Here is a 25,945-nt window from a genome sequence, read left to right on the forward strand (position 1 = left end):
GCAAGCACGTGTCTCACGCGATCCCCCTTCGTTCTCGGGTCACCACCGCTGGCCGTCAGGCCGCCGGTGCCCGTGCTCTGTGGAAAGCCACAGGCACGAAGGACAACGAGTTCGGCCGCCCCATCGTGGCCATTGTGAACTCTTATACCCAGTTTGTGCCCGGGCATGTGCACCTGAAGAACGTCGGTGACATCGTCGCTGAGGCGGTGCGTGAAGCTGGCGGTGTGCCCAAGGAATTCAACACCATCGCGGTGGACGACGGGATTGCCATGGGCCACGGCGGCATGCTCTATTCTCTGCCCAGTCGCGAGATCATCTCCGACTCCGTGGAGTATATGGTCAATGCCCACACTGTCGATGCGATGGTGTGCATTTCCAACTGCGACAAGATCACCCCAGGCATGCTCAACGCCGCCATGCGTTTGAACATACCCGCCGTGTTCGTCTCCGGCGGCCCGATGGAGGCCGGTAAGGCTGTCGTCATTGACGGCGTGGCGCAGTCCGGCAAGAAGACCAACCTTGTTGACGCGATCTCCTATTCGGCGAACGACGACATCTCCGATGAGGACTTGGACCGCATCGTGGAGTCCGCTTGTCCCACCTGCGGTTCTTGTTCGGGCATGTTCACCGCGAACTCGATGAACTGCCTGACCGAGGCTCTCGGCCTGTCCCTGCCGGGCAACGGCAGCACCTTGGCCACGCACACTGCCCGCCGCCAGCTCTTCGAACGCGCCGGCCGCACGATCATGGACATCACCCGTCAGTACTACGGCGAGGGCGATGAGTCGGTGCTGCCGCGCAGCATTGCTAACCGCGATGCTTTCCGCAACGCCATGGCACTGGACATGGCTATGGGTGGCTCCTCCAACACCATCCTGCACACCTTGGCCGCTGCTCAGGAGGGCGAGGTCAACTTCGACCTCAAGGACATCGACGAGTTGTCGCACGAGATTCCCTGCATCTCGAAGGTCGCCCCGAACGGCACCGCACACATGGAAGATGTCCACCGTGCAGGCGGCATCCCCGCCATCTTGGGTGAGCTCAACCGCGCCGGCAAATTGCACACCGACGTTCGCTCTGTCGTTTATGAGAACCTGCAGGACTGGCTCGACGACTGGGATATCCGCGGCGGCAAAGCGACCGACGAAGCTAAGGAACTCTTCCTCGCTGCCCCCGGCGGTGTGCGCTCCACCGAAGCGTTCTCCCAGTCCAACCGCTGGGACGAACTGGACACCGACTCGGTCAATGGCGTCATCCACGACTTCGACCACCCCTTCAGCGCTGATGGCGGACTGGTGGTCCTGCGCGGCAATCTCGCGGAGGACGGGGCGGTTTTGAAGACCGCTGGCGTGGAGGAGGAACTCTGGGAGTTCTCCGGCCCCGCCCGTGTCGTTGACTCGCAGGAACAGGCCGTCTCAATGATCCTGTCCCGCGAGGTTCAGCCGGGTGAAGTCGTGGTGATCCGCTACGAGGGTCCGGCGGGTGGCCCCGGCATGCAGGAAATGCTCCACCCGACGTCCTTCCTCAAGGGCGCTGGCTTGGGCAAGAAGTGCGCGCTGATCACCGACGGCCGCTTCTCCGGCGGCACGTCGGGGTTGTCCATCGGCCACATCTCCCCCGAGGCCGCGCACGGCGGATTGATCGGCTTGATTGAAAACGGTGACCAGATTTCCATCTCTGTGCGTGACCGCAAGCTGACTCTCGATGTTGACGAGGATGAGCTGGATCGCCGCCGCCAGGCCATGGAGGCTTCGGAGAACCCGTGGACACCTACTCGCACCCGGCACGTGACGAAGGCGCTGCGGGCGTACAGCAAGATGGCCACGTCTGCAGACAAGGGCGCTGTTCGGCGCGTCGATTAGCATGCCTGTAGTTTTCGTCCTGCTCGGCGCGCTCATCGGCGCAATCAACCTCGGGCACAGCTTTTACCTGGCGGCGAACGAGACGCTTCTCGACGTCGGTGTGTTCCGCGACGCCGGCAATGCGTTAGTCAACGGCGATCCGCTTTACGACGGTTTTCCCACCCGCTCGGGCTTCGCCTTCATCTACCCGCCGTTTGCCGCGTTGCTGTTCGTGCCGCTGACCTGGCTGCCCGAAGTAGCGATGGACATTGCCTGGAACACCGCGATCATTCTGGCCATCTTCGCCGTCATCGGGATGGCCTGCCACCGCCTCGGACTGGAGCGATGGTGGATGTGGGCGATCGGGCTGACGGGGTTGTCCACGCTGCTGGACACCGTGTACATGAACCTCTACTACGGCCAGATCAATGTGTTCTTGATCCTGCTGGTGGCAGCGGATGTGCTCGGGTACACCCCGAAGAAGATTCGCGGCATTGGCGTGGGCATCGCAGCCGGGATCAAGCTCACCCCGGCCGCGTACGGTGTCATTTTTCTGGTGCGCAAAGACTGGTGGTCTGTGGCGCGCTCCGCCGGGTTCTTCGCTCTCACGGCGCTGATCGGGTTCGCTCTACGGCCGAAGGAGTCCATCTACTTCTGGACGGAGCAGTTTTTCGCCACCGATCGTGGCGGCGACGTGTTCTACCCGCCCAACCAGGGTGTCGGCGGCATGCTCTCGCGCGGTTTACTCAGCGCAGGGACCGTCGAGTCGCTCGCGCCTTTCATTCTGCTGACATTCGCCTTGCTGTCGATCTTCATTGCGTACCGCCTCGAGCAGCGCGGCCGCAGTGTCGAAGCGCTCCTCGTCGTGGTGCTGGGCATTTCGCTGGGCGCACCGATCGCGGTTTCGCACCACTGGGTGGGAGTCATTCTCATCCTCCCGCTCATCTTCGCTGCCCGAGAGAAGAACCTGCGTGTCCTACTCGCGGTTGCAGCAGGTGCGCTGATCTCGCCGAGCTACACGATTATCGACGAGAGCGAGGCGCAGGTGTGGGCGTGGCCGCTGTGGCTCAACACCAACATCATCGGGTTGATGGGGTTGACGGTCTTCATCGCCTACTTGGCGGTAGCGCTACAGGAACCACCACATGAGGAACGCCGCAGCGACGCCGAAGGCGGCGCAGATCCAGGAACTGGTCATGGGGCGGCGGGCCCAGCTGCGGCCGAAGTCGACGCTGAACAGGCCCGGTCCGGTGAACTGGACGGACGCAGCCATGCCCAGAAGGGCGATCGCTAGCCACACAGCAGGGTTCCAGGTGAACGCGTTCGCACCGTTCTCCGACACCGTGATCAGGTGGAGGGATTCAAAACCAGTGGCAGCAATGGCAAGCATCGCGGCGACTGGAGTGAGCAGACCGAGTACCAGGAACACGCCCGCCGCCAACTGCAGCGTTGGCAAGGCGATGGCGAGGATGCTCGGATAGCTGTACCCGGCGAACTGCTCCTCTAGCCCCGGCAGACCTGGGTTGCCGCCCAGCTGGAAGAAGGTCTCCACGCCCGAGAGGATCAACAGGGCACCGAGGACGAGACGGAGAATCAACGCACCGACATCGATCGTGCCGCGGCCGACAGGTGCTTCGGCCGCGGGTTCTACAACCGCTGGAGCTGCAGGCACCGTGCCGACCGGAGCCGCGGGGCCGTTGACTTCAACGTCGACCGGCCGAGCCAAAGGCTCGCGGGCACCGATACTGACAGACTCGCCTACGGCGGGAGACGCTGCCACTGGCTCGCCCACTTCAGTTTCCGGCTGCGGCGTGGGTGCCGAAGGAAACACCTCAGTGGGCGCGGCCTTGCCCGTCCGGTCATACACAGATGGAGCCTCGGGAACGTCACCGAAGTCATCCAGCTCGTTCACGGGCTCGAGGTTCTTGCGGTAGGAGGTGCTGCCTGAATCAGTCATGCACTTCAATCTAGGCCAGCACTGGGCCCAAACCCGCGAAGCTAACCGCGTGTGCGCGAAGCTGTAGCGCCACCCCAGATGTTGATGGAAGTACCGTCGACGGTCGCGGAGATGCCGTCGATAAGCGAAAGCTCCTCATCGCTGAACGCGAGATTATTCACCGCGTCGAGGTTGTCGTCGAGCTGCGCAACACTGGATGCGCCGATGAGCGTACTGGTCACGCTGCGTTCGCCTTCGTCGCGCAGAACCCAAGCAATAGCCATTTGTGCCAGCGTCTGGCCGCGCTTCTCAGCGATAGCGTTGAGCTTGCGCACCGCCTCGAGGTTGGACTCGGAAAGCATTCCATCGCGAATGGATTTGCCCGCAGCCGCTCGGGAATCTTTCGGGATCCCGTCGAGGTAGCGGTCGGTGAGTAGACCCTGCGCCAGCGGCGAGAACGCGATCACGCCCAAACCATTCTCGGCGGCCGTGTCGAGCAAACCATCCTCCACCCAGCGGTTGAAGATGCTGTAGCTCGGCTGATGGATAAGCAGCGGGCACCCCTCCCCCGCCATCAACTCAGCGGCTTCCTCTGTCAGCTCAGGGCCGTAGGACGAAATGCCGACGTACAACGCTTTTCCAGACGCGACGATATCGCGCAGCGCGTACATTGTCTCCTCCAGCGGCGTGTCCGGGTCCGGGCGGTGGTGGTAGAAGATGTCCACGTAATCCAGCCCGAGACGCTCAAGCGACTGATCCAGCGACGACATGAGGTACTTGCGGGACCCGCCGAATCCATAGGGACCGTCCCACATGTTCCAGCCAGCTTTCGACGAGATGATCAACTCATCGCGGTGACTGCTGAAATCCTCACGGAGGATCCTGCCGGCGTTGATCTCTGCGGAGCCGTTCGGCGGACCGTAGTTGTTGGCCAGATCGAAGTGGGTCACACCGCGGTCGAACGCGCGGCGCATAATGGCACGCTGCGTCTCTAGCGGTTTGTCATCGCCGAAGTTGTGCCAGAACCCCAGCGACACAGGCGGCAGTTTCAACCCAGAGTTGCCGCACCGCCTGAACCAGTTCTCGCCTCCGCGGGCATAGCGGTCAGGGTCTGCTGTGTAAGAACTCATGCTCACCAATTGTGCCAGACATCTGGTACTCTCGGACCGCTCGAATTCTCCCTCAAAATAAGGCTTTTCATGCAGAAATCATTCAAAATGGCGCTCGCCCTTGTCGGTCTGACTGTCGGAGCCGGCTTCGCCTCCGGACAAGAAGTCATCCAGTACTTCCTCTCTTTCGGCTACTGGGGCATCGTGGGTGCCGCCGTAGCCGGTGTGACCATCGCCGTCTTCAGTGCCTGGATCTACCAGCTCGGGTCCTACTACCTAGCGGAGGACCACAGTGCGGTCTTCCGCAGCGTCTCGCGCCCATGGGTGGCGCGCTACATGGACATCACCACAATGTTCACCTTGTTCTGCATCGGTTTCGTCATGGTGGCCGGTGCCGGCTCGAACATGGAGCAGCAGTTCGGCTTCCCCACCTGGGTCGGTTCCGCGATCATGGTGGTTTTGCTCTTGCTGTCGGGCCTGTTGGACATCGACAAGCTCACCAACGTGATCTCCTTCATCACCCCGCTGCTGATCATCTGTCTCCTCGGCGCGTTCGTGATCACCGTGATGAACATGCCGGACAACCTCAGCAGCATCAACGAGCTCGCGCAGCAGAACCAGCACGCTTCGGGAACCTTCGGTAACTGGCTTGTCACCGCACTCAACTACGCCACGCTGGTGCTCATCATGGACGCCTCCATGATGCTGGTGTTCGCCGGTTCCCACCTCAACCCGGCGCAGGCCGGCAAGGGCGGCCTGCTCGGCGGAATCATGTTCGCTGTGTTGCTGATGATCTTGGTGTTCGTGCTCTTCTTCAACATGGAGCACGTCATGGATGCGGACCTGCCGCTGCTAAAGGTCTTCGACTCCATGCACCCAACTGTTGGCACCGTGGTCTCCGTGGTCATCTACCTGATGATTTACAACACTGCCGTCGGTCTTTTCTACGCGCTCGGCCGTCGCCTCAGCCACGACAAACCGGCGAAGTTCCGCCCCTACTACTTCATCGTCGTGCTCATCGGTTTCGCCCTGTCCTTCATCGGCTTCGCGGACCTGGTCGGATGGGTCTACCCAGTCCTGGGGTACCTCGGTCTCATCCTGGCGATCATCATGGGTGTGGCGTGGTTCCGCGACCGCCAGAACATTAAGGATGAGGCTGGGCGCCGCGAGCGCCTCGCCGAGCTAGCGGAAACACAGCTCGACCCGGACTCGGACGACCTCACGCACGAGGAACGGGCCGAGGTCGAAGAACTGGCATCCGACTCCCATGTCGGCGACCAAGAATTGTGGCAGTCCGTGCAGGAAGAGGTCGCAGCTGATCTCGACGCGGATGACTCCAGCGACTTCGCACTAGCCGACGTCCCCGCTCTCGACCCGGAATCGGATGCCTACGACGGCGCGCCCGAGACCCCGGGCGATGAAATTCACTGGAAGTCCTACGAAGAGATGTACAAGACCGGCGAGTTCCCCGCGGTCAAACCCGACACGAGGTAGGAGGTCGACGTTTAGTCGGCCTTACCCTGGGTGCCACCGAAGTTACAGCCGCGGCCAGGGGCGCCACTTCTCGGGCACACCTGCCATACGGCGCTGCACATCTGCGAGCGTCTCGCGGTTGACCTGGGTGCTTGCCCAGCTGTCGCCGTCAGAAAAGACGTTAGTGCTTTCCATCCACCATGACGATCCCTGGTGTCGTAAACGCTCGGCAAAGCGCCCGCTGACCACGTCTCGTACGATCTCCTCGAGCTGATCAGCTGCCTCGTCCCACACCTCGTCGCAGGCGTCGCAACCGCAGGACGGGAAAGGCCAGCAGGAAACCGCGCCGGCGTGAAGATGAATGCCCGGTAGACCGGAATAGACGAAAGTCAACGGCGCGGTCTGCGGTGCCAACGGTGTCAAACGCACGGCACGCACCACGGTGGGAGCTGGCTGTTGATGAAGAGAATCCAGCAGGGGGTAGTGATCTACCGCCACGTTGTATTGAGCGATGAGGTAATCCACCAGAGCGTCAGCGACAGGGTGCAGCGGAGCGAACCGTTCCGGATGCGTCAGCAGCTCGTAGGATTCATCCGGCGGCGAACCCTCCCACCTACGTCCGTAGGGAATTACGCGCCCTGACTCATCGCGAATCTCGACAGGCCCGATGTACGGACGCTGGTAGCGTTCCACGGCTACGCGAGCTTCTTCGCAATGATCTCGTTGATTGACTTGGGGTCTGCTTTGCCCTGGGTGGCCTTCATGACCGCACCCACAATGGCGCCGGTGACCTTCGTGTTGCCGGCCTTGTACTTTTCCACGATGTCCGGGTTCGCTGCGAGAGCTTCGTCGACTGCGGCTTCGATCGCCCCGTCGTCACGCACGACCTCGAGCCCGCGCTTATCGACGACTTCGTCCACGCGGCCTTCACCCTCAATGACACCGTCAATTGCCTGGCGAGCCAGCTTGGTGGTCAGCTTGCCTTCCTTGACCAGTTCGACCACCCGAGCCACATCGGCGGGCTCGACACCGAGGGAGTCCAGGTCGCGGCCAGCCTCGTTGGCCTTACCGGCGATGTAGGACACCCACCATGCGCGGGCTTCGTCCGGCGTCGTGCCCGCTTCGACGGTGTCGACGATGAGGTCGAGGGCACCGGCGTTGACCAGGTCGCGGAATTCCTTCTCCGGCAGCTGCCACTCCTCCTGGATGCGCGCGCGGCGGACCCACGGCAGCTCCGGCAGAGTCGCCCGGATCTCCTCGACCCACTCCGGCTTCGCAATGACCGGCGGCAAGTCCGGGTCGTTGAAGTAGCGGTACTCGCTCGCCTCCTCCTTCGGGCGTCCCTTCGAGGTAGAGCCGTCAGTCTCCTGGTAGTGGCGAGTCTCCTGGACAATCTCTCCGCCGGCTTCGAGCACACCTGCGTGGCGCTGCATCTCGTAGCGCACCGCCTGCTCGACGGACTTGAGCGAGTTAATATTCTTCGTCTCGGTGCGGGTGCCGAATTCCTCCTGGCCCTTGGGGCGCAGGGAGACGTTCGCATCGCAGCGCATCGAGCCCTGGTCCATGCGCGCGTCGGACACGCCGAGCGCCTTGACCAGCTCGCGCAGCGCACCGACGTACGCACGGGCGACCTCTGGAGCGCGCTCCCCGGCGCCGACGATCGGCTTGGTCACGATCTCGATCAGCGGGATGCCCGCGCGGTTGCAGTCCACCAAAGACGCCGTCGCGCCGGAGATGCGGCCCGACGCGGAACCCAGGTGGGTCAGCTTGCCGGTGTCCTCCTCCATGTGAGCGCGCTCGATCTCGACGCGCCACTCGGTGCCGTCGTCGAGCACGACGTCGAGGTAGCCGTCGTACGCGATCGGTTCGTCGTACTGCGAGATCTGGTAGTTCTTCGGCTGGTCCGGGTAGAAGTAATTCTTGCGCGCGAAGCGGGACGACTCGGCGATCTTGCAATTGAGCGCCAGACCGATCTTGATGGCCCATTCCACGCCCTTGGCGTTGACCACCGGCAGAGCGCCCGGCAGACCGAGCGACACCGGGTCGATATTGGTATTCGGCTCCGCACCGAAGTGGGCCGAGGAGGTGGAGAACATCTTGGTCTCTGTGGACAGCTCCACGTGCACCTCGAGACCCATCACTGGGTCGTACTTTTCCAGGACGTCGCTGTAATCCATCAGGTCGTACGCAGTCATGGTTGCCAAGTGTAGTGCCCTTAGCCCTTCGCCGAGACGATAGCTCCTCTTACGCTTCCACCTGCGCCTTGTCTGGCTGCCCGGACTGCTCCTTTTTGTCCTTTGCGCGGAAAAGCAGCGCCAGGATCGCGCCGGAAATGTTGTGCCACACGGAGAACACCGCGCCCGGCAGCGCGGCCAGCGGGCTGAGATACGCCGCGGCGAGGGTGGCCGCCATACCCGAATTCTGCATGCCGACCTCCACGGCCATCGTGCGCGAGGATGCCTCCGGCTGGCCCGTCACCTTGCCGGTGACATAGCCGAGGATGTAGCCGAGACCGTTGTGCAGCACGACGGCGAGAAGCACGATGAGCCCCGCCTGCGCGAGCTTGTCGCGGGAGCCCGCCACGACGATGGCCACGATCGCCGCGATCGCCAACACGGAGACCCACGGCAGCGCCGGCAAGACCGCCGCGACAAATCGCGGTGCCAGCAAACGGACGAGCAGGCCGAGACCGACCGGCAGGATGACCATCTTCACGATCGACCACGCCATCGGCCCAGCGCTGACATCCATGTGCTCGCCCGCCAACCACAGGGTGAGCAGCGGCGTGAAGATCGGCGCGAGCAGCGTCGACACCGATGTCATGGTCACCGACAACGCGACATCGCCGCGCGCCAGGTAGGAGACCACATTCGACGAGGTTCCGCCCGGCGCGCAGCCGACCAAGATCACGCCCGCGGCGATCTCCGGCGGCAGGCGCAGCGCCCACGTCAGCGCGACAGCAGCAAGCGGCATGATCACGAACTGCGCCACCACGCCGATCACGACCGGCAGAGGCTTCTTGGCCACGAACACGAAGTCGTTGCCCGTCAGCGTCAGACCCATGCCGAACATGACCACGCCGAGCAGCCACGTCGTCCACCCGGAAATCGGTTCAACGACCCCGGGCGCGGCGAAGCCGATCACGCCGCCGGCGATCACCAGCAACGGGAAGCCGAGGGTGGCGACGAACGCCGAGCGCTCTTCCGCGCGCCGGCTCTGGGCAAGATTCATAGATTCCATACTGTGGACTATAGCGTCCATATAGCGGGATTCCTGCAACAGGGGGTCAAGCCGTTGCCTCCCACACCTCGCGGTAGCTCGCCGCAAGCGATTCGACGGTCTCATGCGCGTTCAGCCCGCTCGGATTCCCCACCACCCACACGGGCACGCCCGCGATCATCCCGCTTTGCAACCCGCGCTGCGCTTTCCTCCTCCCGAATGCGCCGCGGTACGCACCGATGCCCGCGAACATCACGGCGCCAGGGCGATGCTTATCGACGACAGCCTCAAGCCTCTCCCCTCCCTCCACCAACTCTTCTGTGGCCAGGTCGGACGCTTTCGGTGTCATACGGGCAACGAGGTTGGTGAAGCCGATCCCCCGCTCTGCGAGCATCTTTGCGTCCTGTTCCGACAACCCCTCGCTGGCGTACACCCGGTACGGGGTGATGCCCGCTTTGTCGAGCGCAGGCCAGAAGCGGTTGCCCGGGTGTGCGAACGGCGCGTCCACTTCCTCGGACAGCGTTCCGGGATTGATGCCCACGATGAGCAGACGGCAAGGATTGGGAATCCGGTCATGCATGTTTTCCGACCTTAGTGCGGCATTCCGTTATTTCACTGCGGCCATGAGCGCTACATTGAACATATGTGGACCGATGAAGTGCAAAAACTCAAGAAGGAACGAAACGCCGTTATTCTGGCGCATAACTACCAGATCCCGGAGATCCAGGACATCGCGGATTTCACCGGCGATTCCCTAGCGCTGTCCCGGATTGCGGCCGACACGGACGCCGATGTCATCGTCTTCTGCGGCGTGCACTTCATGGCGGAAAGCGCGAAGATCCTCAGCCCCGACAAGACCGTGCTCATCCCGGACGAAGCCGCCGGTTGTTCCCTCGCCGATTCGATCACCGCCGAGCAGCTGCGCGAGTGGAAGGCCGAGCACCCGGGCGCCGTGGTGGTCAGCTACGTCAACACCACAGCGGATGTGAAGGCCCTCACCGATGTGTGCTGCACGTCCTCCAATGCCGTCGACGTGGTCAATTCCATCGACCCCGACGCAGAGATCCTCTTCTGTCCGGATCAATTCCTCGGCGCGCACGTCAAACGGCAAACCGGCCGCGAGAATATCCGCATCTGGGCCGGCGAATGCCACGTGCACGCCGGCATCAACGGCAAGGAGCTCGCCGGCCAGGCAGCCGCGCACCCGGATGCTCCCCTGTACATCCACCCGGAGTGCGGTTGCGCGAATTCAGCGATCTATCTCGCCAGCGAGGGCGTCATCGCCCCGGAGCGCGTGCACATGCTCTCCACCGGCGGCATGCTGGACCAGGCGGACCGGGACACTGAAGGCACAGTCCTCGTGGCTACCGAGGTGGGCATGCTCCACCAACTGCAGAAGAAATCCCCGCTGGCGGACTTCCAGCCCGTCAACCCCCAGGCCTCCTGCAAATACATGAAAATGATCACCCCGGAGAAACTCGTGGCCAGCCTTCGGGACATGCGCGACGAAGTCACTGTGCCCGAGGAGACCGCCGCGAAGGCGCGCCAGTCGCTGGAGCGCATGATCGCCATCGGCAACCCGGGCAGCGGAGAGTGACCCGCGGATGAGTGCACCACTGAATAAAGACGCCGCGCTGCGCCTCATCCGCCTCGGCCTCGAGGAAGATTTCACGCACGGCCCCGACGCCACGACCGAGGCGACTGTCGACGCCGACGCCCACCTCACCGCCATCGTCGTCCCACGCACACCCGGCGTGGTCGCGGGCCTGGACACCGTCGCGTGGACCATGCACGAAGTCAGCCCAGACATCGACGTGGCGGTCCACGCGGCCGACGGCGACCTAGTCGCGCCAGGCGACCGTCTCGCGACAGTCTCCGGCCCCGCGCGGTCGATCCTCTCTGCTGAACGCACGGCACTGAATCTGCTCACCTACGCCAGCGGCATCGCTACCCGCACGCACGAGTGGACCCGACAGCTCGCAGGAACCGGCACCAGAGTCCGCGATTCCCGCAAGACCTTGCCCGGATACCGCGACCTAGCTAAATACGCGGTGCGGTGCGGCGGCGGAGTCAACCACCGAATGAGCCTGGGCGACGCCGTTCTCATCAAGGACAATCACGTTGCCAGCGTCGGAACCGTGGCAGAAGCGTACCGGCGCACCACCGCCGCCTTCCCGGACCTGCCCCGCGAAGTTGAAGTCGACGACCTCGGCCAGCTTGAAGCAGTCCTGGCATTCACACCAGATCTGGTCATGCTGGATAATTTCGGCGTGGAGGCGACACGGGAAGCCGTCGATAAGCGCGATGCCCTGTCCCCCGGGACGAAGCTGGAATCCTCGGGCGGATTGACGCTCGACCGAGCCCGCGCCTACGCGGAGACCGGCGTGGATTTTCTCGCGGTCGGCGCGCTCACGCACTCGGTTGCCATCCTCGACATCGGACTGGACGCCGTATAGCAGTGATAGCCGCCGTTATGTATCATGATCGGCGTTATGAATGATTTGAAATCCTCCCGGGCACCGATCGTGCTCGGGCTTATTCTTTTATTCCTCGTCGCCGCCGCGCTGGCCTTTCCGCGCGTTGTCGACGCCACCACGACACCCGAAGAGTCCCAGGTGCCCGACAACCCTGTGGAGTTGGGCAGCATTGGCGTGCCCGACGAGAACGGCGGGCAGCTTGTGTGCAGCAACCCGGCGGGCTTCGCGGAAAGCACGAAGGCGTGGGATTGCGATTCGACGCGCATTCTTGGCCGCTCCGAACCGGCACCCAACAACGCAGAGAAAGCCCTCGCCCGCTTCTACCGCAGAGTGACACTCGACCGGAACGTGGAAACCGGCAACGTCGGGTCCCCGCGTGAAGGCGTGCATGTGAAGCGCACCGAGGCAGACGCCGAACGCCATCTCGTGGCCGTCTCCATTGCCGACGGGCAGACCACCCGCTACTTCTCTTTCGGCGGGGACGACGCAGAAGAGCTCGCCCAACGTTTGATCGACTCCGCTGACGTGAACACTGATAGTTCCGCTGACGATTCCGAGGAAACGGAGGGCGACTAGTGACCGACAAAATGAACCTCATCCTCCGCATCGCAGGAATCCTGATCCTCCTCGCCTCCGCTGTCTGGTCGGTTATCTACTTCAGCCAGCTCCCCTTCAACGCAACGATCGCGGCAATGAGCGCATTGCTCGCGGCGCTGTGGTTACTGCTGGCGTGGCTTCTGCTGCGCAACCACCCGGGTCGCCCTGTTCATTCCTCTCCCGCCTTCATCTTCGCGGGGTTCGTCTCAGGTATGGCTCTGTGCGCCCCTTCAGTGACCACGAATGAATCCATCATCGCCTTCAAGGATTGGCTGGGCTTGGGCAGTTTGGGATTCGCTCTGCTGAGCCCCACAGCCGAGGAGTTATTCAAATTCGCCACGGTGTTCATCCTGAGCACCATGATCTTCCGCATCCGCCGCCCCATTGAGGCCGTGACCATCGCGATTGCCGTCGGTTTCGGCTTCGCGGCGCTGGAGAACGCCACCTACATCTTGAAAGCGGCGCTCGACAACCTCAACTCCGATGTCGAGGGCTCGCTCATGGGGTATGCCGCCCGGACCGTCCCTGGACCATGGGGCCACTCGCTCTACCTCGGTCTCTCGGCATGGGGCCTCGGCGTCTTCTTGTGCCGCACGGACAAATCTCTCGGCTGGCGCATCGGCCAACTGGTCATCTGGTACTTCCTCGGATTCGCCATTCACTCGATCTTCAACGCCTCAACCGAGCTACCCGGCGAGATCGTCCCGCTGGTGGCGTTGATCGCGGTCATTGCGTTCACCTGGATCGGCGGAATCTGGCTCTACCTACACACCCGCAAGATCGGCCGCCGAGACATCGCGGAGACGACTGAGGGGACTGAATCCGCCTCGCATGGAGCTTCCGCAGCGACTGTTGAGGAAGTTTCAGCCCGAGAAGCCAGGCAGCGGTCTTAAGCGCGCAGCCGCGCCTGAAGCGCGGTCTTAACCTCGGGCCACTCGGTGTCCAAGATGGAGTAGACGCACGTGTCGCGCACGAGGCCGCTTTTGAGGATCTTGTGGCGACGTAGTACCCCGTCGAGCTTGGCACCGAGGCTCTCGATCGCGGCGCGCGACTGCCGGTTCATGAAGTGCGTGCGGATCTCCACGCGCAGGCACCCCAGGTCCTCGAACGCGCGCTGCAGCATGAGGAGCTTCGCCGCTTTATTGAACGGCGCACCCTGAGCGTCTTTAGTGATCCACGTCGACCCGATCTCGATGCTTCGGTTCACGGGATCCGGGTGCAGGAACGTGGTCACGCCGATGGCGTTGCCGGCCGGGTCGACGATCGCCCACGGGGCGCGCTCGCCGCGCTCCTGATCGGCGAGGTTCTTCTCGATGTATTCCGGCACGCCGCCAGGCGTGGGAATGTGGTCCTGGTACCACAGGTCACACAAGTCCCCGACGGCTAACGCCAGAGCCGCCGCATGATCGAGGCTCAACGGTTCGAGAGTGACCCACTGGTTGCTCAGGGTGGGGTTGTCGCAAAAATTCACTGCGTCCTCCGGAAATCGTCGACGGTCCGTGCCACGCCTTCGTCGAGGCTGACGGTGGGCTCCCACCCGAGTATCTCCTTCGCGCGGGCGGCGGAGAGGGCGGAGCGGGGGACGTCGCCAAGCCGCGGCGGGAAATTCTGGGGCGCATCGGGCGCGCCCGCATGTTTGGCTACCAACGTGTGCAATTCGCGGTCAGTCGTCTCCACAGAGGTGCCGATATTGAAGCGCACCCCGTCGCCGCGCTCACCCGCCGCGAGGACGAATGCGCGCGCGACATCGCCCACGTAAACATAGTCGCGCGTGTTCGTGCCGCCGCCGAAAATCTTCGTCGGACGGCCATGCAAGAGGTTCTCCGAGAAAATCGCCACGACCCCGGCTTCGCCGTGCGGGTTCTGCCGCGGGCCGTACACATTCGCCGGCGCGATGAAACTCGCTTGCATTCCGTACAGATGGCGATAAATGCCCAGGTATTGCTCACCAGCGAGCTTCGACGCGGCATACGGCGAGTGCGGGTCGACCGGGAAGGACTCGTCGACGGGAAACTCGCTGGGTGTGCCGTAAATCGAGCCGCCCGACGAGGTGTGCACGATCTTGCGCACGCCAGCCTTCCGCGCGGCTTCCGCGACATTGATCGTGCCCAGAATATTCGCCTGCGCATCGAGGATCGGGTCTTCGACGGATTTGCGCACGTCGATCTGCGCGGCGAGGTGGAAGATCACTTCAGGAGCAAGCTTATCGACGACATCTGCTAGCCCCTTATCCCCCACGTCCCCCTCGACGAGCTCGACTGCAGTCTGGTGGCTGATGTTTTCGAGCCGACCGCTGCTCAAATTGTCCAGCACGGCGACCTCGTGGCCTGCCATGACGAGCTGATCGACGAGATGAGATCCAATGAAGCCGGCACCGCCGGTGACGAGAGTTCGCACGCGGTGATTCTAACTGACGGCTATCCGAACATGGACCGCGCCGTGCGGATACGGCGCTCCGGCACGCGCTTGAGGTTCTCCACCGCATCGCCGAGCGGGACGAGCGTGATGTCCTCGCCGCGCAGCGCGACCGTCGTGCCGAAATTGCCCTCGTGCGCCGCGCGCGCGGCGTGCACGCCGTAACGTGTCGCCAGCACCCGGTCGTAGGCCGTCGGCGTGCCGCCGCGCTGCGTGTGGCCGAGCACCGTCGTGCGCACGTCGTAGCCCAGGCGGCGGTGGATCTCGTCGCCGATGATCTGGCCCATGCCAGTGAATGTCTTGTGGCCGAATTCGTCTTCTTCGCCAAGTCCCGCGTCCATCGTGCCTTCCTTCGGCACGGCGCCCTCGGCGACGACGATGATGCCGTATTTCTCCCCCATCTGGAAGCGGCGCTCCATCGCCTTGCAGATGTCCTCGATATCGAAGGGGTCCTCAGGAATCACCGTGTAGTGCGCGCCGCCGGCCATACCCGCGTGCAGGGCGATCCAGCCGACGTGGCGGCCCATCACCTCGACGATGAGGATGCGGTTGTGCGATTCCGCCGTGGTGTGCAGACGGTCGATCGCGTCCGTGGCCACCGACACCGCGGTGTCGAAGCCGAAGGTGTAGTCGGTGGCGTTGACGTCGTTATCGATCGTCTTCGGCACGCCCACCACCGGAATGCCGTTGTCGGAGAGCCACTTGGCACCCTTGAGCGTGCCTTCGCCGCCGATCGGGATCAGCGCGTCGATGCCCGCGTCGTCGAGGTTCGCCTTGATCTGGTCGATGCCCGCCTTGAATTTATCCGGGTGGAGGCGGCCGGTGCCCAGGATCGTGCCGCCGCGCAGCAGGATAGAGTCGATGAACGCGTCGTCGTACAAGTCCGTGCGCAGGTCGTCCATGAGACCCACCCAGCCGTCCTGGTAACCGACGACCGTGGACCCGAATTCTGAGCTGGCGGTACGGACGAGGGCACGGATGACAGCATTGAGGCCGGGGCAGTCGCCGCCGGAGGTGAGAGTGGCTAGGCGCATGCGCTCCACACTAGCGCGATTGCGCGGGGATGTCCGTACGAAGAAAGACCGACGCGGCCGCCCCGATGGCCAGCATGATCGCCGACAGCAAGATCGCAGGTCCAGCGGTAGAAGCGACCTGGCCGGAGGCAAGGACTGCGCCGGTCAACGCCACGCCGACGACGCTGCCGATCTGGCGCAGCGTGTTGTACACCCCGCTGGCCGCCCCGGCGGCGTAATCCGGCACATTGCGCATCGTCGTGGTGGCATTGGGCGCCCAGACGAAGGCGCTGCCAAGTCCCAACAGCGCGGTCACAAGCGCGAACCAACGGTAGTCGGCAGCAGAAACTGTGATGGACCAGGCGATGATGAGAGCGGCCACCATCGTCGCAAAGCCCGCAGTGCACAAAAGTCTGGCGCTGATTTTGTCTGACAGCGCTCCGGCCCACGGGGTGAGCAGCATGGCCACCACCGACATCGGGGCCGTGAGTAGGCCGGCGGTCTGTGCGCTGACACCTGCGACGGTTTGCAGCCAGTACATGACCGGGATGAACATCGCCGCGACCGCGAAACCCATGGCGACAATGGCAGAGGTGCCCAGGACGAAGTTGCGGTCGCGGTAGAGCTCACGGGGAACAAATGAAGACGATCGCGCCAGGAAAAGCACCACGATCGCACCGCCGACCAGCGGGATCCACGAGCCGAAGTGGATGCCGTACACCAACGCGCCAAGGCCGACGAAAGACATCGCCGCAGCACCGACGGGAATGAGTGCGGAAGTTGGAGCGAGACGCGGAAGCCAGAAGGCGGCCAAGACGAGGCCGACCCCGGCAATGCCGGCCTGCAGGATGAAGGTTGAGCGCCAACCGAAACTGCCCACGAAAACTCCGCCAACAATAGGGCCGAGCAGTGATCCGACCGAGCCGACAACGCCCCAGAACCCGAACGCCTTACCCCTACCGTCGGAAGGGAAAATGCGATTGATCAGGCCGAATGCCTGCGGCAGGAAGATCGCGGAACCAAGGCCTTGCAACGCGCGGGCGATCACAATGACCGGCCACGACCATGACATCGCCGCGAGCACCAGACTGGCCGCGTACGTGCCCAACCCGGCGAGGTAGACAGTGCGCTGGCCGTACTTGTCCCCCAGCCTGCCAGTCACCGGCATCGGCACGACCGTGCACAACAGGTAGATGCTGGTGAGCCACACCGCGCCGGACACTTCACCCGGAAGGTGCGGTGTGATCACCGGCATGAGGCCCTGATCGAACATGATCAGGAAATACCCGATCGTCAGCGCCGACAGTGCGAACCAGGGCCGCGAACCGTGCAAGAAACCTACGCCCTGCCGGCCTCAAAAGCGGCGCCGACGCGGTAGAGGCGCTCATCGGCGAAGGCCGGAGCAATGAGCTGGAGGCCCACCGGCAGCCCGGTGTCGGACGCCGTGCCGGCAGGCACGCTCATGCCGGGCAGGCCCGCGAGGTTGAGCGGCAGCGTGAACAGGTCGAAGTTGTACATCGCCAGCGGGTCATCGACCTTGTCACCCAGCTTGAACGCCGTTGTCGGCGTGGCCGGGCCAGCAATGACGTCTACCTGGTCGAAGGCCTTCTGGAAGTCCTGCGCAACAAGGGTGCGAATGCGCTGGGCCTGCAGGTAGTAAGCGTCGTAGTAACCGACAGACAGCGCGTAGGTGCCCAGAATGATACGGCGCTTGACCTCGTCGCCGAAGCCCTCGCCGCGGGTGCGCGCCATAACCTCCTCTGCCGATCCTTCACCCTTGCGCTGGCCGTACCGCATGCCGTCGAAACGGGCCAGGTTCGACGAGACCTCGGAGGTCTGGATGATGTAGTACGCACCCATGACGTGCTCGAAATTCGGGCAGTCCACCTCAACAATCTCCGCGCCCTGCTTCTCCAGTTGAGCGAATGCTGCGTCGATAGCCTCGACGACGCCAGATTGAGTGCCCTCACCGCCGAACTGCTTCACGCGGCCCACCTTGACGCCAGACAGGTCGCCGGACGCACCCTGCTTCGCAGCTTCGACCACAGAGCTGACGGGGCGGTCCACACTCGTCGCGTCGTACTCGTCGTGGCCGGCAATGGCCTCGTGCAGCAGCGCCGCGTCGAGAACAGAGTTGGCGCACGGACCGCACTGGTCCAGGGAGGAAGCGTTAGCAATCATGCCGTAACGGGACACAGCACCGTAGGTCGGCTTCACACCGACAGTGCCGGTGAGCGACGCCGGCTGACGGATCGAACCGCCAGTGTCGGTGCCGATTCCCAACGGAGCCTGGTTGGCAGCCAGAGCCGCAGCCGTGCCACCGCCGGAACCGCCTGGAGTGCGCTCCAGGTCGTGCGGGTTGCGGGTGATCTTGTACGCGGAGTTCTCGGTCGAGGACCCCATGGCAAACTCGTCGAGGTTCGTCTTGCCCAAGATCGGGATCTTTGCCTCGCGGATCTTGGTCACGATCGTGGCGTCATACGGGCTCATGTAGCCCTCGAGCATCTTGGAGGCGGCAGTGGTCGGCGCGTCGGTGGTGACAAACAGGTCTTTCAACGCCAGCGGCACACCGGCCAGCGGGGAGGCTGGTTTCTCACCGGCGGCGACCTGCGCGTCGACCTCATCAGCGACCTGCAATGCTTCTTCTGCCCCGATGTGCAGGAAGGCGCCGATGTCGCCGTCGGTCTCGGCGATCTTGTCCAGGAACGCTTGCGTGATCTCGCGGGAGGTCACCTCACCAGCTTGGATCTTTTCTGCCAGTTCGTGTGCGGACAGTTCGGTCCAGTTCGCCATTGTTTACTCCTCCCCCAGAATCTGCGGAACCATGAAGCGGTCTTCTTCGACCTCTGGTGCCTGGTCGAGCGCCTGCTCTTGAGTCAGGGTGGGGCGCACAACGTCGGGGCGCATGCCCGCGTCAATGGAGTGCGGGTGGCTCATCGGCTCCACGCCCTCAGTGTCCACGGCCTGCACTGCTGACACGGCTTCCACAATCGTGTCCAGCTGGCCTGCTAGCTGATCCAGTTCTTCCTCGCTCACGGCGATGCGTGCCAGACGCGCGATGCCTGCGACCTCGTCGCGGGAAATTCCTGAGGCTTCAGCCACGTTGTCCCACCTTCTTCAATCTTCGGGTTGTGGTTAACGCGCCTCATCTTACGTCAAGCTGGGTTCATCATCCGCGAGCGGTAAGCCGCACCTTAAGCGATGCCCATCCGCCCACCGGGTGAACCTCCCGCTCCCCATCGCCGGCTGGCGAAAGTTCCGCCGCGGCGCACAGCTCCTCAGTCAACGCCTGTAGCTCAATCACCGAGAGCGCCTTGCCAGGGCAGGCGTGCGGGCCAGCACCCCACACCAGGTTCTCCCCCGCGTTCTTCTCCGGGTCGAAGCCGTCAACGTCCGGGAAAGTCTCAGGGTCGCGGTTCGCCGCTGTCCAGTGAATGCGCACCCGCTGCCCCTCGGGAAGATCGACCCCGCCAAGAGTCACGGGGCACGTGGTGACGCGGCGGTTGCTCACAAACGGGGAGTCTGCGCGAAGCATCTCATCGACCATCGCGGTGAACTCGACGCGAGAAACACCCTGACGCAGACGCTCCTGCAACTCTGGGCGTGCGAGGAGGGCCTCCACGATAACCCCTATGCAGTAGGCCATAGAGCTCAGATCGCCAGCCGTCCAGTTGCGGAGCACGGAGACGACCTCCTCGAACTCCAGCGGGCGCCCCAAACTCTCGTCGTGAACAAGGCGTGAGGTCACAGAATCATCGGGATTCTCTCGCAACGGTTCGACGACGGAACGAATAATGTCATCGAAACGCCGTGCGACTTCGGCCGTGCGCTCGAGTTGCCCGGAGCGGGTGGCAGCGTTGTTATCTGCCACCCATACGACGAGCTCGTCGTTGACTGCAGAAGGCCATCCAAGCCAGGCCGTCATCGCGCGCACTGCGTACTGCGTGCCCAGGTCTCCTACCGCATCTGCAGTGCCGTGCGCGAGCGCATCATTGATGATCTCGCGTGCGATCTCCCGCAGAACGGGTTCGAGCCCTTCGACTGCAGGGGCATCCAGGTAGCGCTCGATCATTGCGCGGACTTTAGCGTGCTGCTCGCCGTCGAGCCCGTTGGGCAGCTGCATGAAGCGCGACACTGCGGATGAGTAATGCTCGGGATTCTCAGCGACTTCGCGGGCGAGGTCGTGGCCGGCGACAACGACCTCATCGCCGTCCTTCGCCAATTTGTTCCCAGCACTGTGGAGGGCGTCTGCATATTGTCGGGGTTCGGTTCCTGCAAGCGTCGATTCGTGCAGTTCGTGGGGCTGCATCTTGTACCTCTCATGCGGTTGAGTGTGTCTCAATCTCGATCGTACGCCCGCCCACGATTTTGCGAGTTGATATAAATGAGGCCATGTCCTACCTAATCCGCGTCGTCCTCCCCGATACCCCTGGCAGCCTTGGTGAGCTGGCGGAGGCTTTCGGCATGGCCGATGCGAACATCAAATCCGTGGATATCGTGGAATCCACCTACGTAGACGGCCAGCCGGTGGTCACCGACGATATCGTCGTAGATCTTCTCACCGGCGGCATGGTCGACTCGATCATCACTGCCGCAGCTGCTCTCGACGGCGTTGAGGTCGATTCCATTCGCCCATTCACCGGCCGCGTCGACCGCCGCGGTCAAGTGGAAATGCTTGCCCGGGTGGCTGGTCAAGTCCACAACCTTCCACAAGCAATGGAGGAGCTTGTGTCAGTCATGCCCCAGGCGTTGACGTCTTCATGGGCAGTCGTGCTGCGCGAGACCGAGGACGGGATTGAGCGCGTTGCCGGCTCTCAGGCAGCTCCCGCGGACGACGGCTCTGTGCCTGCGCTTATCGACGCACCCGAGGCCCGCATCCTCCGCGACGACATTGACACGTGGGTGCCCGAATCCTGGTGGCTGCTGGACTCCACCTTGGCGATCACACCGCTGGCATCGTCGGGCCTTTTCCTTGTCATCGGCCGCACTGGCGGGCCGGACTTCCTCGCCTCCGAGGTGACACACATTGGGGACCTGGGGGCGATTGTGGGCGCGCTCGTCCGCTAGCGCGAGCTACGTCTACTTAAGGCAGACGCCCGCCTTACCCCATCGCGAAGCTTGTATGCCGACGAGTACAGCGGACCACGCAGCCAGCAACCACCAAATGAACACTGGGACATCGCCATTCCAGCTCGCTCTTCGCGCCAAAAGACAGACGACGAGAATGACGCTGCTCATGGTCAGCAGGGAGATAACGCGGGAGCGGCGGACTTCGTAGCGACCGTCAAGCTTTGCGATCCAGCCAGTGTCATGAAGCGAGCCGACGTGGTGGTAGCCGGCACCGGCGGAACTAACGACGCAGGATCGCACCACGGACGGGATGCGTAATGGCGGCGATGCGTTCGACAGATTCGTCCCAACCGTGACCGATGAGTGAGTCAGCGCCGCGCTCCCACTGGTAGGAGCACTCGCGGCCCAAGACATACAGAACCCCCAAAGACGACGGAACCGAGGCTCGTTTCATTTGGCGCGTTGGACCGGTTCAAGGACTCGATGCCGTCCACGCCCCAGAAGTCTCCGGAGGACGTGTGACGGGGCGCAACTGATTCGAACGCGGCGACGCGTGTTTCGACTGCCTCTAAACGATCCCTCGGTTCTCGGCGTTCCACGCCAATAGAATCCGTTTCCGATCTGTCAGAATTTTGATGTTCCACACTCGACAAGTAAGGAATCGTCGCGTAACAATCAGCAAATAAACAAAAAGCGCGCCGAAGCGCGCTTGGAACTGCGGCGGACAGAAAACCAGCGGGGCGAACGAGCACGTCCGCCCCGATCCCCCTTTGGGTAATGCCTTAGATGAAGCGGGCGATACCCTGCGCAAGTTCCGTCGCACCGGACTTCACGGATGCGATTTCCTGCCGGGGTGCCTCCGCCTGTGCCGGAGCCGGCGCTTCTGCGGGATGCTGTACAGGCTGTGCCGGCTGAAGCGCATCCGCAGGCGCGGGCGCTGGGGCATCTTCCGGAGCAGGCGCCGGGGCCTGCTCCGGAGCGGGTGCGGGCACCTCCTCGGGCGCAGGGGCCGGTGCTGGCTGCGGCAGCTGAGGCGGTTGCGGCAGCTGAGGCGGTTGCGGCAGCTGAGGCGGCTGCGGCGGCTCGAAGCCACCTTCAGAGCTCAAAGCGGCACCCGCGGCGAAGCTGGATCCAGCGAGAGCCAGGGCGCCGGCGGTGATACCAATGATTACACCAATGCGGCGAGAGTCGGCGTGACTCTCTGGAGCAGCAGCGACGTTTGCGACGCTACCCAGACACAAAGTGCAAGCGACGGTGGCGGCAACGAGTTTATTTCTCATCTCATTCCTTAATCCCTTAATCGGGCGTGCGTGATGTGGAAGGTTTCCTTTTAAACGATCCAGAATCTATCAGACGGTCAACAGCTCATCAACATTTACTCAGCGATTTGCAAGATTTCGCCAGCGTGCGTCGAGTGCGCCAGAAGGGCCAGGTACGGATAGTCCGGAGCCGGGCCCTTTAACTAACCTCGATACGGTTTAGATGTAGGCGGGAACCAAGGGGGTCTTCTCGGTCGCGCCAGATTGAACAGACTGCACGGGCTGACGCGGAGTTTCAATTGGCGCCGCAGGCTGAGCGGGGGCGACAGGCTGCTCGACAACGGGCTGCCCGACAGCGGGTTGCTCAACGGCAGGCTGTTCCTCGACCGGTTCCTCCGGCACCGGAGGCTGCTCGGGCTCTGGCTGCGGCGGCACCGCAGTGTTATCCATGGCGGACGAGGCAGCGACTCCCAATCCGACGACTGCGGCAGTTCCGGCAATGACAGCGAGGGCGATACCGAGGCTACTTTGAGCTTGGGCATCGGCTTCCGGAACCGAGACCGCTGCTCCAGTCGCGAGAGATCCAGCAATGACAAGGGAAAGCAACTTCTTCTTCATGCCCATGAAATTACCAGACACTTGTCACTTCAACAACAGAAACACTCATTCGCCACAATTATTTACTCCTTGCTATTCTGCATCACCGGTCTCAAGGAGTGTCCGGAACTGATCTTCGTCGAGGATTGTGATGCCAAGGTCCCGCGCCTTTGTCTCCTTGGACCCCGCGTTCTCCCCGACCACTACGTAGTCAGTCTTCTTCGACACGGAGCCAGCCGCCTTGCCGCCGCGCGAGAGGATCGCTTCTTTCGCACCGTCGCGACTGAAGTTCTCCAGCGATCCGGTCACCACAACCGTCAACCCTTCGAGGGTCTGCTCGAGATCGGAGGCCTCGTCCTCCATGTTCACACCGGCGGCCCCCCACTTGCGCACGATGTCGCGGTGCCACTCGACCTCGAACCACTCCTTGAACGACTCGGCGATGATTCCGCCCACGCCGTCGGTGTCGGCGAGGTCGTCGACGGAAGCGTCGAGAAGCTTTCCCATGCTTCCGTAGCGCGATGCGAGCGCCCGGGCAGCTGTCGGACCGACGTGGCGGATCGACAACGCGACGAGGACACGCCACAGCTCTTTTTCCTTGGCCTGCTCGAGATTGGCCAACAGCTTCTTGCCGGAGGCGTTCACTGTGCCGGCCTTGGTGGTGTACACCGAGGACTTCTCAAGGTCGGATTCGGTGAGGGTGAAAAGGTCGCCTTCGTCGATAAGCACGCCCGAAGCGATGAGGTCTTGCGCACCCTTCTCACCGAGCGCTTCGATGTCGAACGCGCCGCGGGACGCGAGGTACTCCAAGCGTTGGCCGAGCTGAGCGGGACACGAGCGGGTGTTCGGGCAGCGCCAGTCAGCATCGCCTTCCTTGGCGGGAGCAAGCTTCGTGCCACACACCGGGCAATTCTCCGGGAAGACGAACTCCTTCTCAGTGCCGTCACGCAGGTCGGCGACAGGGCCAAGGACCTCCGGGATGATCTCCCCTGCCTTGCGGACGACGACGGTGTCGCCGATCAGCACGCCCTTGCGCTTGACCTCGTGCTGGTTGTGCAGCGTGGCCATGGATACCGTCGATCCGGACACAAACACCGGCTCGAGCACCGCGAACGGCGTAGCGCGGCCGGTGCGGCCAACGGACACGGCGATGTCCTTGAGTTTTGTGGTCACCTCTTCCGGCGGGTACTTGTAGGCGATCGCCCAGCGCGGGGCGCGGGAAGTAAAGCCGAGCTGGCGCTGGGCAGCTAGATCGTCGACCTTGATCACCAAGCCGTCCATCTCGTGGATCGCGTCGTGGCGGTGATCGGCCCAGTACTCGACGGTTTTCTGCACTTCCTCGGCAGTCTCCGCTCGCTTGGTGTATTCACTGACGGGCAAACCCCACGCCGCGAGCTTCTCGTAGGCATCATGCTGCGAGGAGAACTCAACCCCCTCGCGGGCGCCGATGCCGTGGCAGATCATGCGCAGCTTACGGTTGCGGACCTTCTCCGGATCCTTCTGACGCAGGCCGCCGGCTGCCGTGTTGCGGGGGTTAGCAAAAGGCTTGCCGCCCTCTTTCTGGCGCAGCTCGTTGAGCTCCGGGAAGTCCTCCGGGCGGATGAACACCTCACCGCGGACCTCCAACAATGCCGGGAAGTCACCGGTGAGCTCGTGCGGAATGTCGTCGATGACGCGGGCGTTAGCGGTGATGTTTTCCCCCACCCTGCCATCGCCGCGAGTGGCAGCGCGGGTAAGTTGGCCGTTTTCGTAAACCAAGTCAATGGACACACCGTCGATCTTCAGCTCGGTGAGATACGGGCCTGGGGTCTTGGTCAACCAGTCGGACAACTCCTCGGCGGAAAACACATTGTCCAAGCTCATCATCGGCTCAAGGTGCTCGACATCCTCGAATGCCGTGCTCGTGGGTGCCGCGCCGACTTCCTTTGTTGGCGAGTCAGGCACAGCGAGCTCCGGGTGATCCTCCTCCAGCTGCTGCAGCCGGCGGAACATCTCGTCGAACTCCGCGTCCGTGATCACGGGGTCGCCGTTGTAGTAGAGGTCGCGGTGGCGGCGGACCTCCTTCGCCAGCTCGTTCCACTGGCGCAGCAGGTCTTCACTAACTTGAGCTTCAGTCACGGAATTCAAGTGTAGAGATGACTCACCACTGAGGGTCGTTAACGTCAACGCCTTCCGCAGCAGCCTGCGCCTCGACCAGCTCGAGAAGAAAGTCCTGCGCGCCTGCGTAGGCGTCGTGGAAGCGTGCGTCGGCCACGTACATCCGCGCGAGGATGAGTTGGCGCGACGGTGTCGCCTCGTACCACTGGCCGATCATTGCCCGGTGTCGGTCGACGATCTGCCGCGCTTGCGCGGATCCCGGCGCGACCCCGCCATCGCGGGCGGCGACAAGGTCAGCTGCGAATTCTTCCTGCTCGCGCTGCAGACGGGCGAAGTCCTCCTCCCCCATGCCGGCCAACACCTCCTGGGACTGAGCCCACTCGGCCGTGTCACCCCAGCGCTGCTCTGCCTCCTCCTGGTACTCGGGCATTTTCTCCCCGAGGTACGCCTTGATGGCGTCCATGTCGACGGTCCCGTTCTCAGATTGCGCAATCAACTTGTCCACTGCAGCGATCTGCTCACGCATGGCGCTGAGCTGCCCACCCAGCACGTCACGATGTTTCAGGAGCGCAGTGTGAAGGGTGTGGGCGGGGGCGTCGATAAGCATTGCGATGCTCTCGAGCGCGATGCCGACACCGCGGTAGAGCGCGATTGCGGCCGCGCGTTCGATGTCCGCGTCGGAGTACTCGCGGTAGCCGGCACTCGTGCGCTCTGGAGCGAGCAGTCCGAGGCTCTCCCAGTGGCGCAAGGCCTTCGCGCTCACGCCCACAATGTCTGCGACTTCGCTGATGGAGTAGCTCATACGACAAGTGTGAACCTTGACCTTGGGGCAAGGTCAATGG

General features: G+C 63.2%; 26 protein-coding genes and 1 pseudogene. 8 read left to right on the forward strand and 19 right to left on the reverse strand.

Translation table 11 applies throughout. The features are described from left to right. Positions 1–8 precede the first annotated feature (8 nt). Positions 9–1,862: a dihydroxy-acid dehydratase gene (ilvD, locus tag HMPREF0291_RS08945; protein ID WP_005290441.1), complete on the forward strand. Its 1,854-nt coding sequence runs from the start codon at positions 9–11 to the stop codon at positions 1,860–1,862. 1 nt (position 1,863) lies between these two features. Then, a pseudogene (locus HMPREF0291_RS12075) lies at positions 1,864–2,706 on the forward strand (glycosyltransferase 87 family protein); the annotation flags it as partial. Between the two features lie 264 nt (positions 2,707–2,970). On the opposite strand, the gene HMPREF0291_RS11630 reads toward HMPREF0291_RS12075, so the two are convergent. Both HMPREF0291_RS11630 and mgrA read right to left on the reverse strand, forming a co-directional pair. Further along, positions 2,971–3,798 (reverse strand): DoxX family protein, encoded by an 828-nt coding sequence (locus HMPREF0291_RS11630; RefSeq protein ID WP_083770309.1) that lies wholly within the window; start codon positions 3,796–3,798, stop codon positions 2,971–2,973. 41 nt (positions 3,799–3,839) lie between these two features. Continuing rightward, complete coding sequence (gene mgrA / locus HMPREF0291_RS08955) at positions 3,840–4,907, reverse strand: L-glyceraldehyde 3-phosphate reductase (protein WP_005290445.1); 1,068 nt, start codon at positions 4,905–4,907, stop codon at positions 3,840–3,842. A gap of 69 nt (positions 4,908–4,976) precedes the next feature. Here mgrA and HMPREF0291_RS08960 point away from each other — a divergent pair, with 69 nt between their 5' ends. Continuing rightward, the gene (locus tag HMPREF0291_RS08960; protein WP_005290447.1) at positions 4,977–6,380 is read left to right on the forward strand and encodes a YkvI family membrane protein; all 1,404 of its coding nucleotides are present in this window, start codon (positions 4,977–4,979) and stop codon (positions 6,378–6,380) included. Between the two features lie 42 nt (positions 6,381–6,422). On the opposite strand, the gene HMPREF0291_RS08965 is transcribed toward HMPREF0291_RS08960, so the two are convergent. From HMPREF0291_RS08965 to HMPREF0291_RS08980, 4 genes are read right to left on the reverse strand one after another with little or no spacing between them, the layout of a single operon-like run. After that, positions 6,423–7,052, reverse strand: coding sequence for a DUF6226 family protein (locus HMPREF0291_RS08965; RefSeq protein WP_005290449.1), 630 nt, complete (start codon positions 7,050–7,052; stop codon positions 6,423–6,425). A 2-nt stretch (positions 7,053–7,054) separates the two neighbouring features. Next, positions 7,055–8,554, reverse strand: a complete 1,500-nt coding sequence (gene gatB, locus HMPREF0291_RS08970; protein ID WP_005290451.1) for an Asp-tRNA(Asn)/Glu-tRNA(Gln) amidotransferase subunit GatB — start codon at positions 8,552–8,554, stop codon at positions 7,055–7,057. 49 nt (positions 8,555–8,603) lie between these two features. Next, the gene (locus tag HMPREF0291_RS08975; RefSeq protein ID WP_050748818.1) at positions 8,604–9,599 is read right to left on the reverse strand and encodes a bile acid:sodium symporter family protein; all 996 of its coding nucleotides are present in this window, start codon (positions 9,597–9,599) and stop codon (positions 8,604–8,606) included. Positions 9,600–9,645: 46 nt separating this feature from the next. Beyond that, positions 9,646–10,158, reverse strand: a complete 513-nt coding sequence (locus tag HMPREF0291_RS08980; protein ID WP_005290455.1) for a mismatch-specific DNA-glycosylase — start codon at positions 10,156–10,158, stop codon at positions 9,646–9,648. A 63-nt stretch (positions 10,159–10,221) separates the two neighbouring features. On the opposite strand from HMPREF0291_RS08980, the gene nadA reads away from it, so the two are divergent. The 4 genes from nadA to HMPREF0291_RS09000 are packed head-to-tail and all read left to right on the forward strand — an operon-like array spanning position 10,222 to position 13,545. Next, entirely contained in the window at positions 10,222–11,175 is a 954-nt protein-coding gene (nadA, locus tag HMPREF0291_RS08985) for a quinolinate synthase NadA (RefSeq protein WP_005290456.1), read from the forward strand. Between the two features lie 7 nt (positions 11,176–11,182). Then, positions 11,183–12,034 carry a carboxylating nicotinate-nucleotide diphosphorylase gene (gene nadC, locus HMPREF0291_RS08990; RefSeq protein WP_005290458.1) on the forward strand — a complete coding sequence of 284 codons (852 nt, stop codon included), beginning with the start codon at positions 11,183–11,185 and terminating at the stop codon, positions 12,032–12,034. Positions 12,035–12,070: 36 nt separating this feature from the next. Further along, positions 12,071–12,631 carry a hypothetical protein gene (locus tag HMPREF0291_RS08995; RefSeq protein ID WP_156774835.1) on the forward strand — a complete coding sequence of 187 codons (561 nt, stop codon included), beginning with the start codon at positions 12,071–12,073 and terminating at the stop codon, positions 12,629–12,631. Continuing rightward, the gene (locus tag HMPREF0291_RS09000) at positions 12,631–13,545 is read left to right on the forward strand and encodes a PrsW family glutamic-type intramembrane protease (protein ID WP_005290463.1); all 915 of its coding nucleotides are present in this window, start codon (positions 12,631–12,633) and stop codon (positions 13,543–13,545) included. Before HMPREF0291_RS08995 ends, HMPREF0291_RS09000 begins: the two co-directional genes overlap by 1 nt. Here HMPREF0291_RS09000 and HMPREF0291_RS09005 read toward each other — a convergent pair. The 7 genes from HMPREF0291_RS09005 to HMPREF0291_RS09035 form a co-directional block, all read right to left on the reverse strand. Continuing rightward, a complete protein-coding gene (locus tag HMPREF0291_RS09005; RefSeq protein ID WP_005290464.1) occupies positions 13,542–14,123 on the reverse strand; it encodes a GNAT family N-acetyltransferase in 582 nt (193 codons plus the stop codon). The genes HMPREF0291_RS09000 and HMPREF0291_RS09005 overlap by 4 nt on opposite strands. Beyond that, a complete protein-coding gene (locus tag HMPREF0291_RS09010; protein ID WP_005290466.1) occupies positions 14,120–15,049 on the reverse strand; it encodes an NAD-dependent epimerase/dehydratase family protein in 930 nt (309 codons plus the stop codon). The genes HMPREF0291_RS09005 and HMPREF0291_RS09010 overlap by 4 nt, the downstream gene beginning before the upstream one ends. Before the next feature lie 20 nt (positions 15,050–15,069). Continuing rightward, a complete protein-coding gene (locus HMPREF0291_RS09015) occupies positions 15,070–16,101 on the reverse strand; it encodes a 6-phosphofructokinase (RefSeq protein ID WP_005290468.1) in 1,032 nt (343 codons plus the stop codon). Positions 16,102–16,111: 10 nt separating this feature from the next. Further along, a complete protein-coding gene (locus HMPREF0291_RS09020) occupies positions 16,112–17,413 on the reverse strand; it encodes an MFS transporter (RefSeq protein ID WP_005290470.1) in 1,302 nt (433 codons plus the stop codon). A 5-nt stretch (positions 17,414–17,418) separates the two neighbouring features. Then, positions 17,419–18,873: an Asp-tRNA(Asn)/Glu-tRNA(Gln) amidotransferase subunit GatA gene (gene gatA / locus HMPREF0291_RS09025; RefSeq protein WP_005290472.1), complete on the reverse strand. Its 1,455-nt coding sequence runs from the start codon at positions 18,871–18,873 to the stop codon at positions 17,419–17,421. Between the two features lie 3 nt (positions 18,874–18,876). After that, positions 18,877–19,182 carry an Asp-tRNA(Asn)/Glu-tRNA(Gln) amidotransferase subunit GatC gene (gene gatC / locus HMPREF0291_RS09030; RefSeq protein WP_005290474.1) on the reverse strand — a complete coding sequence of 102 codons (306 nt, stop codon included), beginning with the start codon at positions 19,180–19,182 and terminating at the stop codon, positions 18,877–18,879. A 67-nt stretch (positions 19,183–19,249) separates the two neighbouring features. Then, positions 19,250–20,389, reverse strand: coding sequence for a cytochrome P450 (locus HMPREF0291_RS09035; protein ID WP_005290478.1), 1,140 nt, complete (start codon positions 20,387–20,389; stop codon positions 19,250–19,252). Between the two features lie 83 nt (positions 20,390–20,472). Between HMPREF0291_RS09035 and HMPREF0291_RS09040 the strand changes: the two genes are divergently transcribed. Beyond that, positions 20,473–21,147 (forward strand): ACT domain-containing protein, encoded by a 675-nt coding sequence (locus tag HMPREF0291_RS09040; RefSeq protein WP_005290480.1) that lies wholly within the window; start codon positions 20,473–20,475, stop codon positions 21,145–21,147. A 12-nt stretch (positions 21,148–21,159) separates the two neighbouring features. Here HMPREF0291_RS09040 and HMPREF0291_RS11855 read toward each other — a convergent pair whose 3' ends face one another. The 6 genes from HMPREF0291_RS11855 to HMPREF0291_RS09060 form a co-directional block, all read right to left on the reverse strand. Next, entirely contained in the window at positions 21,160–21,453 is a 294-nt protein-coding gene (locus HMPREF0291_RS11855; protein WP_156774836.1) for a hypothetical protein, read from the reverse strand. Next, entirely contained in the window at positions 21,431–21,604 is a 174-nt protein-coding gene (locus tag HMPREF0291_RS11860; protein ID WP_156774837.1) for a hypothetical protein, read from the reverse strand. The genes HMPREF0291_RS11855 and HMPREF0291_RS11860 overlap by 23 nt, the downstream gene beginning before the upstream one ends. A 328-nt stretch (positions 21,605–21,932) precedes the next feature. Continuing rightward, on the reverse strand, positions 21,933–22,430 hold the full coding sequence (locus HMPREF0291_RS12000) for a hypothetical protein (protein WP_005290485.1): 498 nt from the start codon (positions 22,428–22,430) through the stop codon (positions 21,933–21,935). A gap of 198 nt (positions 22,431–22,628) precedes the next feature. Then, a complete protein-coding gene (locus tag HMPREF0291_RS09050) occupies positions 22,629–23,027 on the reverse strand; it encodes a hypothetical protein (RefSeq protein WP_156774838.1) in 399 nt (132 codons plus the stop codon). Positions 23,028–23,099: 72 nt separating this feature from the next. Then, positions 23,100–25,124: an NAD-dependent DNA ligase LigA gene (gene ligA, locus HMPREF0291_RS09055; RefSeq protein ID WP_005290488.1), complete on the reverse strand. Its 2,025-nt coding sequence runs from the start codon at positions 25,122–25,124 to the stop codon at positions 23,100–23,102. 22 nt (positions 25,125–25,146) lie between these two features. Next, entirely contained in the window at positions 25,147–25,905 is a 759-nt protein-coding gene (locus HMPREF0291_RS09060) for a MerR family transcriptional regulator (RefSeq protein ID WP_005290490.1), read from the reverse strand. Positions 25,906–25,945 lie beyond the last annotated feature (40 nt).

The organism is Corynebacterium genitalium ATCC 33030 (genome assembly GCF_000143825.1).
Classification (GTDB): domain Bacteria; phylum Actinomycetota; class Actinomycetes; order Mycobacteriales; family Mycobacteriaceae; genus Corynebacterium; species Corynebacterium genitalium.

What these genes read in the sequence shown, in the direction of transcription:
- HMPREF0291_RS08995 (WP_156774835.1), top strand. Translation starts at nt 12,071, where the DNA reads ATGAATGATTTGAAATCCTCCCGGGCACCGATCGTGCTCGGGCTTATT.
- nadA (WP_005290456.1), top strand. Translation starts at nt 10,222, where the DNA reads ATGTGGACCGATGAAGTGCAAAAACTCAAGAAGGAACGAAACGCCGTT.
- HMPREF0291_RS09050 (WP_156774838.1), bottom strand. Translation starts at nt 23,027, where the DNA reads ATGAAGAAGAAGTTGCTTTCCCTTGTCATTGCTGGATCTCTCGCGACT.
- HMPREF0291_RS09060 (WP_005290490.1), bottom strand. Translation starts at nt 25,905, where the DNA reads ATGAGCTACTCCATCAGCGAAGTCGCAGACATTGTGGGCGTGAGCGCG.
- HMPREF0291_RS08980 (WP_005290455.1), bottom strand. Translation starts at nt 10,158, where the DNA reads ATGCATGACCGGATTCCCAATCCTTGCCGTCTGCTCATCGTGGGCATC.
- mgrA (WP_005290445.1), bottom strand. Translation starts at nt 4,907, where the DNA reads ATGAGTTCTTACACAGCAGACCCTGACCGCTATGCCCGCGGAGGCGAG.
- HMPREF0291_RS11860 (WP_156774837.1), bottom strand. Translation starts at nt 21,604, where the DNA reads ATGAAACGAGCCTCGGTTCCGTCGTCTTTGGGGGTTCTGTATGTCTTG.
- HMPREF0291_RS11630 (WP_083770309.1), bottom strand. Translation starts at nt 3,798, where the DNA reads ATGACTGATTCAGGCAGCACCTCCTACCGCAAGAACCTCGAGCCCGTG.
- nadC (WP_005290458.1), top strand. Translation starts at nt 11,183, where the DNA reads ATGAGTGCACCACTGAATAAAGACGCCGCGCTGCGCCTCATCCGCCTC.
- HMPREF0291_RS08975 (WP_050748818.1), bottom strand. Translation starts at nt 9,599, where the DNA reads ATGGAATCTATGAATCTTGCCCAGAGCCGGCGCGCGGAAGAGCGCTCG.
- HMPREF0291_RS08960 (WP_005290447.1), top strand. Translation starts at nt 4,977, where the DNA reads ATGCAGAAATCATTCAAAATGGCGCTCGCCCTTGTCGGTCTGACTGTC.
- gatA (WP_005290472.1), bottom strand. Translation starts at nt 18,873, where the DNA reads ATGGCGAACTGGACCGAACTGTCCGCACACGAACTGGCAGAAAAGATC.
- HMPREF0291_RS09040 (WP_005290480.1), top strand. Translation starts at nt 20,473, where the DNA reads ATGTCCTACCTAATCCGCGTCGTCCTCCCCGATACCCCTGGCAGCCTT.
- HMPREF0291_RS09035 (WP_005290478.1), bottom strand. Translation starts at nt 20,389, where the DNA reads ATGCAGCCCCACGAACTGCACGAATCGACGCTTGCAGGAACCGAACCC.
- gatB (WP_005290451.1), bottom strand. Translation starts at nt 8,554, where the DNA reads ATGACTGCGTACGACCTGATGGATTACAGCGACGTCCTGGAAAAGTAC.
- HMPREF0291_RS12000 (WP_005290485.1), bottom strand. Translation starts at nt 22,430, where the DNA reads ATGAGAAATAAACTCGTTGCCGCCACCGTCGCTTGCACTTTGTGTCTG.
- HMPREF0291_RS09015 (WP_005290468.1), bottom strand. Translation starts at nt 16,101, where the DNA reads ATGCGCCTAGCCACTCTCACCTCCGGCGGCGACTGCCCCGGCCTCAAT.